Source organism: Pseudoalteromonas byunsanensis (assembly GCF_001854475.1).
Lineage (GTDB): Bacteria > Pseudomonadota > Gammaproteobacteria > Enterobacterales > Alteromonadaceae > Pseudoalteromonas > Pseudoalteromonas byunsanensis.
The window spans coordinates 315,270-331,568 of sequence record NZ_MNAN01000031.1 but is presented as its reverse complement, the minus strand read 5'-3'; the positions used below and the strand labels follow the sequence as shown (position 1 = coordinate 331,568).

Genomic DNA, 16,299 nt, shown 5'->3' with positions numbered 1-16,299 from the left:
CAAAAGGTTGTATCAATCGATTAATTATAAAAATAACAGAGCAACAGGAAATTGTTGGGTATTCAGGGTGATAAAATGCAAGTTGTACATCTAGTTAAAGAGCTCAATCAACACGGTATTTTTCCGTATGTTGAGCATGGAAAACTAAAGACAAAATCAAAAAGTACGCAGATATCTCAAGATTTAATCGCCAAGATCAAGCACCACAAGGATGACTTGATCTCTTTTCTATCTGATGCTCGACATGCCAATGCGGCGGCAAATACGAACGTGATCACCAAGTTGCCGCATGGCCAAGAAACGCGTTTGTCCTATTCTCAGCAGCGACTATGGTTTATCGACCAATTAGAGCAAACTAGCAGTCAATACAATATGACACGCGCAATATATTTGCGCGGTACGCTCCATGTCGAGGCGTTACAGCGTGCTTTAAATGAGGTGGTTGCACGTCATGAGGTGCTACGCACAGTGTACTTTGATGAAGGTGGTGAACCTCGCCAGAAAGTGACTCCGGTACAGCCTTTGAGCATCGGCAATATAGACTTAAGTGCACTGGATGACACATCGCAAGCGGATCAATTACAACAGGTGATGATGCATGAGTTCTCAAAACCGTTTGATTTAGCATCCGATGTAATGCTGCGATTAACGTTAGTTCAGTTGGCTGATGACTACTGTGCACTGCTATTTACAGTGCATCACATCGCCTCAGATGGCTGGTCTATGGGTATTCTAACACGCGAATTTGTGCAGCTTTATCATGCGTATGTAAATGACCAGTCGTCACCTCTACCGCCACTGCCCGTGCAATATAGCGATTATACGCATTGGCAGCGCTCAGAAGTTCAGCAGCAGCGCTTACAATCGCAGTTAGAGTATTGGACCGAGCAGCTAAGTGATATTCCAACCACACATGGTTTGCCTTTAGACAAGCCTCGACCTGCTCAGCAAGAATTTGCAGGCCAAGGATATACACAGTTCATAGATAACTCTTTGTATCAAAAGCTATTGCAATCGTGTCAGCAGCATGATGTCACGCTGTTCATGTTGTTACAGTGTAGTTTTGCTTTATTGCTCGGTCGTTGGAGTTCAGAGTCTAAGGTGGTGATGGGTTGTCCTATAGCTGGACGCACACAGCGAGAAATAGAGCCCTTGATCGGCTTTTTTGTCAACACGCTGGTGTTTAAAACCGATCTTGATGAGAACGTGACGTTTACCGAACTGCTCGCACAAAGTAAAAACACGGCACTACAGGCATTTACTAACCAAGATATGCCTTTTGATATGTTGGTAGAGCAATTGCAACCTGAGCGCAGTATGAGTCATTCACCGATTTTTCAGGTGATGTTTGCTTTGCAAAACAACGACTATGGCGAACTGACGTTACCTGGTTTAGAGGCAAGCGCCATTGAAGGAGAAGTAAAACATACACGTTTTGATCTAGAGTTGTTTGCAGGAGAATTAGGGGATCAGTTTGTGATGCAGTGGAACTTCGCCACTAGTATCTTCGAACCCAAAACCATTCAAGCGCTAGCACAAAGTTTTACGGTGTTATTGGAGAGCATTGTTCAAGCTCCTCAGACTACTATTTTTGAACTACCCATTACGTCTGCGGACGATAAAGCCACATTACAGCAGTGGCGAGCGCAAAACCAAGTGGCGCATAGTGCATTTACACAAGGGGTACACCATTTAATTACTCAGCACGTACAGCACAGTGCGGATGATATTGCGCTCAGTGATGCGGTTAGTCAGGTAACCTATGCCCAGCTGGACAGCTATGCTAATCAATTTGCTCATGCATTAATTGCGCAAGGACTCCAACCGGGTGATTTTGTGGGGATTTCGCAACAACGCAGCGTGGCTATGATAATCAGCGTATTGGCCGTGCTCAAAGCTGGTGGTGCCTACGTCGCGTTGGACCCTAATTATCCGCAAGAGCGCTTAAATTACATTAGCCAAGACAGTGACATCAAAATATTAATTTGTGACGATTTACCACGATGGCAAGCTTTGCAAACACAGCTCACTGTATTGGATGTCAGTGAAGCGGATTATCAGCATTATCCGCACACCGCGCCAAACGTTGACATTAATGGTCAAAACCCCGCCTATGTTATTTATACATCAGGCTCCACGGGCCTGCCAAAAGGGACCGTGTTATCACATCAAGTGCTTGAAAACTTGGTTAATTCACAGTTCGCCCGCTATAAAAATATAGCTCAGAAGCTGCCAACCTTGCAGTACTCAACGTTGAACTTTGATATGGCGATTTACGAGATCATGACGGCACTTTGTAGTGGTAGCCAACTGATTGTGGTCGATGAATCAACACGTCAATCGTTACCGGATCTACTGGAAGTCATAGTGACTCAGCAGATAGGCTGTTTATATTTACCAACCGCTATGTTGGTAAGTTTTTGTGAATATGTGACGGATCAGGCGCTTCATCTTCCGTCTTTGAAAGTACTACAAGTGGCGGGTGAAGCTCTCAAAATTTACCCACAAGTAAGAGCGTTCTTTGCTCAACATCGACACTGTCAGCTTTTGAATCTCTATGGCCCCTCTGAAACACATGTGGTGACGGATTATTTACTCACAGGTGATGTCAAAAATTGGCCTTTATATCCTTCAATTGGTAAGCCAATTCACAACGCCAACGCCTATGTTATGGATAGTAACTTGGCTGAAGTACCGATAGGCTGTATTGGGGAGCTATATGTCAGTGGTCCTTGTTTGGCGGACAAGTACATTAACCGTGATGACTTGACCGAGGAGCGGTTTATCCGTCATCCAGAAAATGCACAGCAGCGGATGTACCGTACTGGCGACTTAGTGCGCTATGTAGACGATGGCAATATCGAGTACTTAGGCCGCGCTGATGAGCAGGTCAAAATAAGAGGGTTCCGTGTTGAACCTCAGGAAATTGAACAGCAATTACTGCAAACCAACTTGCTTAAAGCGGCAGTGGTGACAACGGTAGAGTTGGCTAACGAGCGACATATTGTTGCCTATGTCACGGTATTAGATGCAGCAACCGATGCGGCCATGATCAAAGCTAAACTCAAGGCCAGTTTGCCCGAGTATCTGATCCCTTCTCACATTCAGGTGATGGAAAAATTTGCCTTAACCGCCAATGGTAAAGTGGATAAGCGTGCGCTGCCCGCACCTAATTTAGGTGACGTGATGACAAGCGAATACTTAGCTGCCAATACCCCTAGCGAGCAGGTAATCCAGCGTTTATGGTGCGAACTACTCAATTTAAATGAACAACAAGTTAGCTGCGCAGTGAGCTTTTTCGATCTCGGAGGGCATTCTTTACTGGCGATGCGCCTAAGTAATGCTATGCGCAGGGAGCTAGATGTTGATGTGCCCGTGCGCGTATTGTTTGTGCATGAAACCATTAAAGCTATTGCCAAGTATATTGATGAACTAGATGCACATGGTGGCCTATCCATGATCAAGCCTGTTGGGCGTGATCAACCCCTACCTTTGTCTTTTTCTCAGCAGCGCCTTTGGTTTGTAGATCAGCTAAATGGCAGCAGTACGCAATACAACTTACCTCTTGCATTAGAGTTAAAAGGGGCGTTGGATGTAACGGCGCTACAGCAAAGTTTTTCAGCATTAGTTGCACGCCACGAAGTACTAAGAACGACCTTCGAAATGCACGATGGAGAAGCCATTCAGTGCATTAATGAACCACAAACGGTGACGATAGAGCATCATGATTTGTCTGCTATACCTGACAGTGAACAGCATGACGCGGTGTTCGAGGTGCTGCATAAACAAATAGCAATAGATTTTAATTTAGCGCAGTCTTTGATGATCAGAGTGAGTCTGATCCACCTAAGTGAGCAGCATCACGTATTGCTGGTTGTGATGCACCACATTGCATCCGATGGTTGGTCATTGGGTTTAGTGGCAGATGAGATCACCACTTTCTATCAGCAGTGGCGACAGCAGGGGCAATGTGTGGTAACACCACTGGCCTTACAATATGCCGACTATGCGGCTTGGCAGCGTCAACATTTGTCAGAAGGCGTGATAATTCCGCAACTCAGTTATTGGCAAGAGCAGTTGGCCGATATTCCCCAGGTGCATAGTTTACCGCTGGATCAACCTAGGCCAGTTAAACCCAGTTATCGCGGTGATACCGTCAGCATTGCTTATGACGAAGAGCTCAGCGCAGCAATAAGTAATTTGGCACAGCAACATAATGTAACTCTGTTTATGCTGTTACAAAGCGTGTATGCATTGGTGGTCAGTCGCTGGAGTAATGAGGCCGATATTGTGATTGGTAGTCCGATTGCTGGACGTCATCATCATGAAGTGGAAGACTTGTTAGGATTCTTTGTTAATACCTTGATGTTCAGACACAAAATTGATGGGGAAAGTCGCTTCAGCGATGTGTTACAGCAAGCTCGTTCGACAACATTAAATGCGTTTGCGCATCAAGATGTGCCGTTCGAGATGTTGGTTGAACAGTTACAGCCAGAGCGCAGTATCAGTCATGCACCCCTATGCCAGTTAATGTTTTTGATGCAGAACAATCGTCAGGCGAACTGGGAACTTGAGGGGATAACGGCAAGACCGATTGCAGGTCAGGCGCAGACCATTAAGCATGACTTGAGCTTATCGGTAATGGAAACCGAACAAGGGCTGAGATTGAACTGGAGTTATGCCAAAGACTTGTTTAATCGTCAGACAGTTGAACGCTTGGCAGATAGTTTTACGGCGCTATTAAATGACGTACTTGTCGCGCCGTACAAGCCAGTCAATCAACTGAATATTCTTGGCCAGCAGGCTCATCAGCAACTCATCAAGTGGAATGATACGGCACAAGACTACGCACTAGATATGACGCTTGATGCAATGATAGCTCATACGGCACAGCAAGCGCCCAACGCCATTGCACTTCAGCAAGGTGCATTACAGGTTAGCTATTGGCAATTAGAGCAGATCACAGATCGTATTGCCTGCTACCTTCAACACCAAGGTATAGGTCGAGGCGATCATGTGGGAATCTACACGCCACGACATCCGTTTTTTATCGTTGGTTTACTCGGCGCGTTGAAAGCAGGAGCTGCCTATGTGCCAATTGAAATTAGTAGTACTGCGGAACGGATTGAGACGATCCACGATGATGCGCAGCTAAAATGTATCCTGACTATGGACTCTGTGAGCGCGCACTGTCCACAACAGCATAGTCATTTGCTGTTGTTGGATGATTGTATGCACGAAAACTGGCTTGATACTTTCATTGACTATCAACCCGTTGAGAGTGGCAGTAACGACATTGCTTATGTTTGTTATACCTCAGGGTCAACAGGTAAACCAAAAGGGGTGGAAGTCAGCCATCGTGGTGTTGTGGATTACTGTCAAAACGCGATGCGCAGTTATTACCGTGGCAGCGCCAATCTAGATGGTTCGATGGTGATCACCTCATTGGCATTTGATATCACGGTACCTGCGCTTTATTTACCGCTGTTAAATGGTCATTGTGTCGATTTTTGTCCACAACAAGATGCGTTGCCTGAATTTGCGAAAATGATGGAGAAGCGTCAGTCAAATGCCTTAATTCGCATGACGCCAATGCACGGTGAAGCGTTGCTAAGCTTATTGCCCGAAGATTTTGTCTGTGCCTTATCACATTGTTTCGTAATTGGCGGAGAAGCTTTCCCAATTGAGCTCGCTCAACGCTTGGCCCGTGTTTTTCCAAGCGCTCAAATCTATAACCACTATGGCCCCACAGAAACTGTGGTGGGATGTGCCATGTATGATGTTTCAGCTAATTTATCGAAATTACACAATGCGCTACCCATTGGTAAAGCGATGAGTAATACCGAGTTGTATGTGCTTGATAGCAATCAAGCCATGACACCTGCAGGGGTTGTCGGTGAACTGTATATCGGCGGGGAAGGGGTAGCTAAAGGCTATCTCAATAACCCAGAACTCACCGGGGAAAAGTTTGTTGAACTTAATATCTCTGGTGCCAAATATACTCGCTTCTATCGTACTGGAGATCTTGTGAAATATGATCAACACGGCAACCTTTGGTTTGTTGGTCGTGCCGATAATCAAATCAAACTGAGAGGTTATCGTATCGAGTTAGGCGAAATTGAACAGCAGATCGCGCAAATACCAGAGGTGTCTAAAGCCGTGGTGGTGGCACATGCTGAGGAAGTGGATAAGCAGTTGATTGCCTTTATCAAGCCTACGGCCGGGCAGTTAGATGAAACTTTGATTGGCAGCATTCGTAATCAGCTTAGCGTAACGCTACCTAGCTATATGGTGCCAGAGCACTTTATCAACTTAACAGAGGTGCCATTATCAGCCAACGGCAAGGTCAATCAAAAAGCATTGATGGCTCAAGTACAAGTTACACCGCGAGAAATTATCGAACCACATACGAAGGTACAGCAGCAATTGCAGGCACTGTGGGCAAAGGTACTAAACAAAGCGCCAAGCATACTCAGTATTGATGCAAACTTTTTCAGCAGCGGCGGCCACTCATTGCTTGTGATCAAGCTATTTAGCGAAATTCGTAAGCAGTTTGGTGATGTATTGAGCGTTCATCAGCTCTATCAGCATCCGACCATTGCCAAACAGGCGAGCTATCTAGCGCAAGCGGAGTTGGGGCATGTCAACGAGCAACTGGTTAAGCTTAAAGAAGGAACTCAGGGTCAACTATTTATGATCCACCCAATTGGCGGAGATGTGGCCTGTTATGGTCAGCTTGCGCAGCAGTTAGCATTGGATTTTGATATCTATGCGATGCAGCACCCATGCTACGTCAGTGAGGTGATAAACCAGTTTGATTCATTACATACCTTAGCGCAAAGCTACCTGTCAGAAATCAAGCAAGTACAACAGACAGGCCCATATTACATACTAGGCTGGTCGTTTGGCGGATTAGTGGCCTTAACAATCGCGCAACTTCTTGAATCACAGGCAGAGCAAGTTCGTTACGTTGGCTTGATTGACACGGTTGTGAAGCACAATGAGTCGGGATGGCAGGATTTCTTACAGGCATATCAACAAGCTGGATACAGTGAGCATACGCCTAATCAATATTTACAATATTTGCAATCCCAACCAGAGCTGTGTGCACGATTTGATAAAGCCTATCAGGTGCAATGGCTTGCTAAACAATGGTCAACAGACAATGAATGCCGGGTTGAACGTGTACGCGAAGTGGTACTGCGTAATTTGGTCTCATCACAAAGTGAGGTGGCCTGCCAAGCGGTGACACAACTGCATTATTACGGTGCAACGCAAACCAAAACGACATTCCCAGACAATAACGCGGTATTTGCGGCACTGAGCAAGCAAAACATGCGTGATTATAGTGTTGATGGTGATCATTTCAGCATTATGCAAGCGCCTCAATTAACACCACTTGTGGCACAAATCGCTACCGATGTAGCGCACATACATAACAAGCCAGTTAAGAAGGCACAATAAAATGGAAATAAAACAAACGGCAACCCAAGCTGAGTTGCTTGATGCGCAACCCATGAACGAACCTGTAGATGAACTGAAGCAGTGTCCTGATTTTTTGAGGATCTGGAAGGGCCAAGCTATTTCTGTCTTTGGAAGTCAAATGGTGGCTTTTGCATTCAGTATTTGGGTTTATCAGCAAACTCAGTCGCTACTACAATTTGGCGGCATTATTGTCGCGCAACTTTTACCAACTCTCTTTCTAGCCCCCGTTGCAGGGGTGCTATGTGACCGCTTCTCGCGACGTAATATTATGATGGGATGTCAATTTGCACTGACACTCGCTTCAGCGGTGTTATGTGTGTTGGCATTTAGGAATGAATTAAATGTGACGGCGATCATGATGATGTCGCCGATCATTTCTTCATTTGGCTCGGTGCATCAAATTGCTTACACCGCGTCAATTTCTCAGTTAGTACCTAAAAACTTATATGCGAAAGCTAACGGGTATGTGCAATCAAGTATTCACTTTAGCGCCGTCATTATTCCGCTGATAGCGGTCGGGCTGTTAGAGACGATTGGTATTGCTCTGATTATTTTGGCCAGTATTGCAACTTATCTACTATCAACGATGACTTTGGTGTTTTCAACTTTACCTTATCGAGGAGAGAGTACTCAGGCTGCGACGCAAGAGAAAGCAGCTATCTTCAATCTGCGCTCGGAAGTGTTAGGGGTGTTATTTAAAGATAAGAACGTTTTGATCCTTATAACATTTTTATCGCTAATCTCATTTTTAAATGGTGTGGTAATGGTACTGTTTAGACCGATGATTTTAACCACGATGTCATCTATTGCGTTGGGCTGGATAGTTACCTTAGCGGGTTTTGCAGGCCTTATGGGCGCATTAATGGCAGGAAAACTCGCAGCACGCAATAACCGCATTCAGGTGCTATTTATCGCAACAGTAACTTCTGGAATCACCATGGTGTTATGTGGAGCACTTACCAATGCATGGGGTATTGCGCTTTTAGTGTTTATTTACTCTTTATTTGCACCTATTGGAACTGTGGTGGCACAAACAATTTTACAAACTATCACCGCACCAGAGATACAAGGACGCGTATTTGCGGCGCGCGCCTTCTTTGCCACGGTGGCTATGTTGTTTGCCGTCACGTTAGCCCCTGTGGGCGCAGAGCTATTTTTGGAACCAAGCATGATGCCAGGTGGGATGTTAGCCAATTTACTAGGGGATGTTATTGGTACGGGACCTGGACGAGGAATGGGGCTGGTCTTTGTGTTATGTGGATTAACCATGTTCTCCATTATTGCGATCTTAAGTGTGATGGGCGCCTTTAGACGGCTGCAATCGCAAATGAGCCAACATTTTGAAAACAAATAACAAAAAGCAATTATGAATGATTGAGAATTAAGGAGTCAATTACATGATAGATGAACGAATATTAAAAAATATTCCAGGGTTGGACAAAGGCAAAACGGTTGCTTGCATCGATGCTAAAGACATGGATGCAAAAACATTCACCAAAAAGTTTGTGAATACTAATACGCCAGTACTGATCAAAGGGGGGTTGAAGCATTGGCCAGCCTACGAAAAATGGCCTCAGCCTGGCTATTTGGAAGAGGCAGGTAAAGACAGTGAAGTTAACTACTATCGACACATGAACTTTTCTAGTGACAGTTCAATGAAAGCGAGTGCCAAAAAACATAATTTTGCGCAAGCACTCACTGAAATGCGATCTGGTTTAGATGAAGTGCTATTTGCACCGGTTAGTTTCAAAGCCGAAGGGTTTAAGAAACTACAAAAAGACATGACAGGCTTTTCGTTTATCAAACGTAAACCAAAACCTCTGGCTTACCCAGATGCGCGTATGTTCGTCTACAAAGGTGCAGGTTCAAACTGGCATTTACATGTGCTTGATGAAACGATGATGTGCCAGATCCACGGTAATAAACGTGTTGCTTTATTTTCCTCTGATGACGGCAACTATGAGGAACTGAAAAAGATCTTCTATTCAGATGCTTTACTTAAAGATGAAAACTGTATGGAACATCTTGCGGACAAAATTGAACCCTTTGTGGTTGATGTTGAAGCGGGTGATACCCTATATATTCCACCGAACTGGTGGCATGGGGTACAACCAATCGATCATAAAGTCGGTATGACTATCCCATACTGCTGGCGCTCGCCATATCATAAGATCTCAAACTTAAGATACCCTGCGATACGAGACTTATATAAGGACGCGTTCAAAAGACCGGGACTGCCCATGCTAGTAGTTCCATTCTATGGGCTACTCACTTTGTTTGCGCAGTGCATTTACCGTACGAAATTATTGGTAGGTAGATAATGATGAATCGTTGGTTGCTAATTTTATTGACACTCATTTATCTGTTGTTTGCTGACAACTCATATGCGCAAACAACAACACTTGAAATGAAAGTTAATCAAGTACTGACACAGGAGGGGTTAGTCGGGGCGAGCTGGGCATTAGTTGATGGTGAAAAAAGCTATTTGGGAGCAAGCGGGTTTAGCAACCAGCGAGAACAAACAAAGTTAACAACACAACATAAGACCCATGTGGGGTCAATTACCAAAACGGTAATGGCAGCGGGGGTGTTGGCCTTAGTGTCCGATGGTCAATTGCAGTTGGACACGAAAGTGAGTGAAATATTGCCCACACTCAAATTGGTGAATCCTTGGCAGGATACACACCCTGTGACGGTTGCGCATTTGCTAGATCATACTGCGGGTATTCAGGATGCCAGATTTTGGCACTTGGTTAACACACAAGCCAAAGCAGACTCGCCTTTGGATACTGTTTTTAACAAAGATATGGACTTATTGGAAGTAAAGGTCAGGCCTGGTTCTCAGTTTGCCTACTCTAACATTGGTTACAATTTACTGGCGATGGTTATAGAGGCGGCAACGGGACTACGTTATGAGGAAGCACTCAGGCTACATCTGTTGGAACCTTTAAAAATGCTCGACAGTACCATGACCTTCACAAGCCAAGCAGGCCCCTTCACAGATGAACGACTCACGTATGGTCACTTAGACCACGGTCAGCTATTTGCCGCGGTGCCTAGCTATTTGCGAGCTGCGGGACAATTCACCACAACGGTCTCTGATATGGAAAAGTTTATTCGGTTTTTGCTGGGCAATGGTCTGCAAGATGGCAAGGTCGTGGTGGACGGTGATTTGCTTGCTCAGATGGGACAACCCGCTGAAGTAGTCTCTTATCAGGCTGGTTTACACATCGGGGGCAGCAAAGGCTTATGGCGAAGAGATCGGAACCAAACTTTAGGTTTGTGTCATGGCGGAAATACTGCGGGCTTTAAAGGTATGTTGTGCCTTTATCCAGAGCAAAGTAAAGCGTTCTTCGTGATGGTTAATACTGACAGTGAAACGGCTAATTACGAACGGCTGAATAAGTTGATGGTGGAAGCGCTGCATGTTCAAAGTCCCAAGGCGATTTCACATCAAGCATATGATGCATCCGATTGGTATGGGTGGTATGCCCCGACCATTTATCGTTATGGGAATTTTACTTATCTGGACAAAATATTTAGCACATATGTGCTCAAACCACAGGGTGAAAACTTAGTCTTTAGCAGCATTCAATCCTCGGGTGATGTGTTAAGCCCTCTGGGAGATGGACTGTATGCCGCACAGCAGCGTGTTTCTCCATCGCATGTGTTGATGCGCGACGTTGATGGTACACCGATGATCAGCAATGGTTTTAGTACTTATAAAAGAGTGGATAAGAGCGGTGTAATTGGCTTAGGGGTCAGTTTGGTGCTGGGGTTACTCGGGGCGCTCTATATCTTCTTATATGGTGGTTATTTATTCGTGACGCGCTTGTCCAAGCTAATTCAAGAGCCGATGGCGGTAGCATTTACCATGTACTTGGCCTTTTTGCTCCCCGTCCCGTTTTTTGTCACTCAATCTTTCATTCATATCGGTGATATCAACGCTGCTAGTGTTTTGTTGGCATTGGCGTGTGCTTTCGCGCCTTTCGTTTGTGCTATTGCGGGTGTTCAACATGTACGTCTGAAACGGACAAATACGTTGAATTTATTGGCGTTAGTAGCCTTTTTGCAATGGATGTTGGTTATGGGCTACTGGGGACTCATACCTTTGACGTTGTGGAATATATAGACAAATAGAAACGTAAAAATTCAATAGCGGCTGTACAGGTATACGAAGTATCGAACATTGACAGCTATTGCTCATTATCAAGTTATTTTTAGAGAGAAATAAATGGATATTAAATTAGAACAGAAGAAAAAGCGCAAAATAAAAGCGCAGTGGTTTATTCCTGTCATTGGCTTGGGTTTGTATTTTTTGCTTAAACCTTTGTTCGGTGATGCTTCATATGTGGTGGATACGAAAACACTACGTACGGCAACCGTTAAGCAGGATAAATTTGAGGTGTTAGTACGCAGTAACGGTGAACTGCGACCTAAAGAGTTCCAACGTATCTCTGCTCAGGTAAGCGGTGTGGTTGACAGTGTACTGGTCGATGCCGGTGATACCGTAGAGGCGGGAGAGGTACTGGTGCAACTAAGCAATCCGTTACTGATGCGAGAAATGGAACAAGCTGAGTTGGAGTATCAACAAGCTAAATCTGAGGCGTTTGCTAGCCAGAAGTCGCAAGAATCTGAATTTCTTGCGTTGCAATCAGAAGCGCTTCTAGCTGAGCTTGCTTATCAAAGCAATATGTTAAAGCTGGATGCCGAGCGTGATCTTATCGCGAACCATCCAGGCATTGTGTCGCAAATTGACCATCAACGTACAATTTTTTCTGTAGATGAACAAAAACAAATAATGGGGGTGTTTAAAAAGCGCATCGCTAAGATGGAAGAGATCATGAGTGCAAGACGCGACGCGGATGCAGCGCGGATCTCCAACCTTAAAAATGCCTTAGATCACGCCAAACAACAGGTTGATAGATTACAAGTCAGAGCTCGTACTAAAGGTGTCGTACAGGGCATGGATCTAGAACCAGGGCAAGAGCTTAGTATTGGCACTTTGGTGGCGCGAGTAGCAGATGACACACAGCTAATAGCCGAATTACAAGTTCAAGAGCTGCAAGTACAAAGTGTCAGACAGGGCCAGTCAGTGATGATTGATACGCGTAAGAACCAAATTAGAGGGGAAGTGACCCGTATCCATCCATCAGTCACTAATGGCATGGTACAGGTTGATGTCAAATTACTGGATGAACTTCCGCCTGAAGCGCGTATCGCTTTAAGCATCGAAGGGTCAATCACTACCCTATCTTTTGATAGAGCCACATTCGTACAACGTCCAGCACATGTGCAGCCAAATGCGATAGTGGGAATTTACAAAATCAATAAAGACAGCCAGCAAGCAGAACGCATACAGGTTGAAGTTGGGCAATCATCCGTCAAGTTTATACAGGTACTTGATGGCCTCACAGAGGGAGATGAAATCATTGTGTCTGATACCTCCAGCTATGCAGAACACCAAATGGTGTATCTCAATTAATTAATTTTGCATTTTTTAAAATATATTAGGAGTTGTTATGACCAAGGCAGTGATCGAGCTAAACAATATTTATAAATCATTTCGTACTGATGATGTAGAAACACATGCTTTAACAGACATTAGTTTGACAATTAACGAGGGGGAATTTGTTTCTTTTACAGGCCCTTCTGGCAGTGGTAAGTCAACATTACTCTCAATTTTGGGCTTACTTGATGAGGTATCTTCGGGAACATTTAAAATCTGTGGGATTGATGTTACTCACTTGGATAGAGATCAGCGAGCAGGCGTAAGAAACCAAGAGATTGGCTTTATTTTCCAGTCGTTTAACCTTATCAGTGATTTAACAGTGGAAGAGAATGTGATGTTACCACTGAGCTATCAAAAAGAGGTGTCTCACGCACAAGCTAAACGCATGGCCACTGAGGTACTCAAAAAGGTCAATATGGAGCACCGACTTAACCACTTCCCATCGCAGCTATCAGGCGGACAGCAGCAGAGGGTGGCAATAGCACGTGCGTTGGTTAACAAGCCTTCTTTGATTTTGGCTGATGAACCAACAGGTAACCTGGATTCAACAAACGCGACGGCTGTAATGGAGATTTTGCACCAATTGCACCAAGAAGGTAGCACCATTTGTATGGTAACCCATGACCCTCGTTCATTGGACAATGTGAGTCGTAATGTTGAAATTTTAGATGGCCAAATTCGACTACCAACGGATGTACCTTGTGACAAAGATGCTGATAAGAAACACTCAGAAGGAGCAGAAGTATGTATGTGATCAGGGATCTCTTATATGCACTGCGTCTATTAAAGAAAACCCCTAAATTTACTGCGTTGACGATCATTGTATTGTGTGGCGGCTTAGCGGTTAGCTTATTTACGTTTGCATTCTTATATACGTTTACTTCTAAGCCGTTGCCAATAGAAGATCAGGGGACGTTGTACCGCGCGTCTTTACTGTGGCATAGCGAAAAATTTGGTGAAAGTCGATATTTGGAAGCATACGAAGCGGCTCGCATAAGAGAGCATGCAACGGTATTTTCCGAGCATGGTTTATGGCAAAACAAAACCGTATCGGTGTCACTTGGCAATAACCAACTGATCGTTGAAGCTGCCTCGACAACACCTGATGTTTTTAAGGTTTCACGCACACAACCACTACTTGGCCGTACCTTAGAAGAGTCAGATAGCCAACGCGGTAGCGCCCCTGTTGCGGTAATTAGTTATGCTATTTGGCAAGGGCAGTTTGGGGGCGACCCTGAAGTGATTGGTAAAACATTTTATGTCAGTGGTGAAACCACCGAGGTGGTGGGGGTGATGCCTCAAGGCTATCGTTTTCCGATATCACACCAATTGTGGTTACCTATGTCAGCACAAACGCTCAACCCAGTTATCCTGGATAGAGAAAAAGTAGAGTTCTTTGGTCGACTCAAACCGGGAGTCAGTGTAGAACAAGCACAAGCACAATTTTTTAGCATAACATCGCAAGCGTTTTATTCTCGCGCTGAAAAACTGCCTAAAGGGCTTGAGCTGATCCGAGCTGATATGGATTTATATCAGAGGTTTGATATAGACAATCCAATGCGCTTGACGGTGTTGGTACTCAATGTTGTCGCATTTTTTATATTACTTCTTGCTGCAATTAATATAGGGAATTTACTGTTTGCAAGGGCGATTCAGCGCAGTAAAGAATCAGCTATTCGCACAGCTATCGGAGCCCCTCACTGGCGCCTAGTAGCGCAACTTATGTGGGAAGGTGTATTGATCACGTTAGCAGGTACTACCTTAGCGGTTGTGTTAGTGGCTTGGTTATTAAACTTTATCGATAGTTATTTCCATACACTTATGGGGAACGAATTACCATTTTGGTATCGTTGGGAGTTAGATACCACCGTGTTTATAGCCGCAGTAGTGTTTGCTCTGTTTACCATTTTTGTGGCGAGCTTTTTACCGGCTTATAAAGCTGCAAGGCAAGATTTTAATATGGTGCTCAGGGATGGTACGCGCGGTGCACAGAGTATCAGTATCGGTCGCTTATCTCGCTTTTTGTTGGTTACGCAAATAGCAACCATTACGTTGATCATGGTGCTGGGTACAGTCATTTCCTTCAAAGTGAACAAAGCTACCGATCTAGAGCTCGGTTATGATTACGATAAGTTATATTTCGCAATCGCCGAGTTGCCTTTACACAATTACCCAACTGATGAACAGCGTGCATTGTTTTTTGAGCGTATGCAGCGTCAGCTAAGTGAAGATGCGGCTTTCTCTGATGCGGGAATTCGATTTAGCTTCAAACGTCAACCAGTTGCGCTATCTGGCATTGATTACAAAACGGACGCGGATAAACCTAAAGCCACTGTGTATACCGTGATAGGCAGCACCGAGTTTATGGGCCCTAAGTTGTTAGCAGGTCGTCGTCTTGATACTAGAGATAGAAAAGATGGTGCGAAAACTGCCATGGTCAGCCAGTCGATGGCCAATCGTTTATGGGGAAGTGACTCTCCACTTGGTAAGCAATTACAAGTGACACTTGATGATGAATTCGCCACGGTAACCGTTGTAGGGGTTGTAAGCGATATAACCAACAATCCTCTTGAAAAACCGGCTCTGTACGATGAGTTGTACTTGGCAGGTTACCAATTTCCGAAAGCGCGTGGCACGATATTCTTTAAACGCGCGGTTGATGCAGCTGCTGCAGAAGATCGATTCTTCCGGATTCTCAACAGTAATGATAGTCAGCTAAATATAGTCGCCATTGAGGACTGGGAAATGGAAACATCGGCAACAGCAAAAATGGTTGCTACATTCAGAGACACAGTGATTATGAGTGGCCTATTTGCATTGATGTTGGCAATGACAGGTATCTATGGATTAACAGCATTCTCTGTAGAAAAGCGAGCTCAGGAAGTTGGGGTCAGAAGGGCGCTGGGGGCAACAGATAAAAACATCATCATGTTGTTTGTTAAGCAAAGCAGTAAACTGTTGTTGACGGGGTTGCTCATTGGTGGAGGTCTATCTAGTTTGATGTTAGCCGCGGTATCAAGTGTGTTGGCATTAACGACCTTTGCATATGTTAGTATTTTCGTGATGGTACTACTGAGCTTAGTATTAGTAGTCTTGGTTGCTGTCATTATACCTTCCAGAAAAGCAGTCTTTATGCAGCCGGCAGAAGCACTACGCTGTGAGTAAGCGTGATGGAGGCAAGTTGTGTGATATGCACAACTTGCCTTTTTCAGCTTATAGCGACATTTATAAATGCGTCAACTCCATATTATATTAAGCAGTTTATCGCGATAATGAGCGGGTTCTGAGGGCACAACACTAAA

The 16,299-nt window shown here is 44.6% G+C and carries 7 protein-coding genes; all 7 read left to right on the top strand.

Annotated elements, in window-relative coordinates; all coding sequences use genetic code 11:
- The first annotated feature begins 75 nt into the window (after positions 1–75).
- The gene (locus tag BIW53_RS11845; RefSeq protein WP_139158835.1) at positions 76–7,464 is read left to right on the top strand and encodes a non-ribosomal peptide synthetase; all 7,389 of its coding nucleotides are present in this window, start codon (positions 76–78) and stop codon (positions 7,462–7,464) included.
- Position 7,465: 1 nt separating this feature from the next.
- On the top strand, positions 7,466–8,839 hold the full coding sequence (locus BIW53_RS11840) for an MFS transporter (protein ID WP_070992199.1): 1,374 nt from the start codon (positions 7,466–7,468) through the stop codon (positions 8,837–8,839).
- A gap of 43 nt (positions 8,840–8,882) precedes the next feature.
- Entirely contained in the window at positions 8,883–9,806 is a 924-nt protein-coding gene (locus tag BIW53_RS11835; RefSeq protein WP_070992197.1) for a cupin-like domain-containing protein, read from the top strand.
- A complete protein-coding gene (locus BIW53_RS11830; protein WP_084228142.1) occupies positions 9,806–11,617 on the top strand; it encodes a serine hydrolase domain-containing protein in 1,812 nt (603 codons plus the stop codon). Before BIW53_RS11835 ends, BIW53_RS11830 begins: the two co-directional genes overlap by 1 nt.
- Positions 11,618–11,719: 102 nt before the next feature.
- A complete protein-coding gene (locus tag BIW53_RS11825; protein WP_070992194.1) occupies positions 11,720–12,970 on the top strand; it encodes an efflux RND transporter periplasmic adaptor subunit in 1,251 nt (416 codons plus the stop codon).
- Between the two features lie 37 nt (positions 12,971–13,007).
- On the top strand, positions 13,008–13,751 hold the full coding sequence (locus BIW53_RS11820; protein ID WP_070992192.1) for an ABC transporter ATP-binding protein: 744 nt from the start codon (positions 13,008–13,010) through the stop codon (positions 13,749–13,751).
- Positions 13,742–16,162: an ABC transporter permease gene (locus tag BIW53_RS11815; RefSeq protein ID WP_070992190.1), complete on the top strand. Its 2,421-nt coding sequence runs from the start codon at positions 13,742–13,744 to the stop codon at positions 16,160–16,162. The genes BIW53_RS11820 and BIW53_RS11815 overlap by 10 nt, the downstream gene beginning before the upstream one ends.
- Positions 16,163–16,299 lie beyond the last annotated feature (137 nt).

What these genes read in the sequence shown, in the direction of transcription:
- BIW53_RS11845 (WP_139158835.1), top strand. Translation starts at nt 76, where the DNA reads ATGCAAGTTGTACATCTAGTTAAAGAGCTCAATCAACACGGTATTTTT.
- BIW53_RS11840 (WP_070992199.1), top strand. Translation starts at nt 7,466, where the DNA reads ATGGAAATAAAACAAACGGCAACCCAAGCTGAGTTGCTTGATGCGCAA.
- BIW53_RS11835 (WP_070992197.1), top strand. Translation starts at nt 8,883, where the DNA reads ATGATAGATGAACGAATATTAAAAAATATTCCAGGGTTGGACAAAGGC.
- BIW53_RS11830 (WP_084228142.1), top strand. Translation starts at nt 9,806, where the DNA reads ATGATGAATCGTTGGTTGCTAATTTTATTGACACTCATTTATCTGTTG.
- BIW53_RS11825 (WP_070992194.1), top strand. Translation starts at nt 11,720, where the DNA reads ATGGATATTAAATTAGAACAGAAGAAAAAGCGCAAAATAAAAGCGCAG.
- BIW53_RS11820 (WP_070992192.1), top strand. Translation starts at nt 13,008, where the DNA reads ATGACCAAGGCAGTGATCGAGCTAAACAATATTTATAAATCATTTCGT.
- BIW53_RS11815 (WP_070992190.1), top strand. Translation starts at nt 13,742, where the DNA reads ATGTATGTGATCAGGGATCTCTTATATGCACTGCGTCTATTAAAGAAA.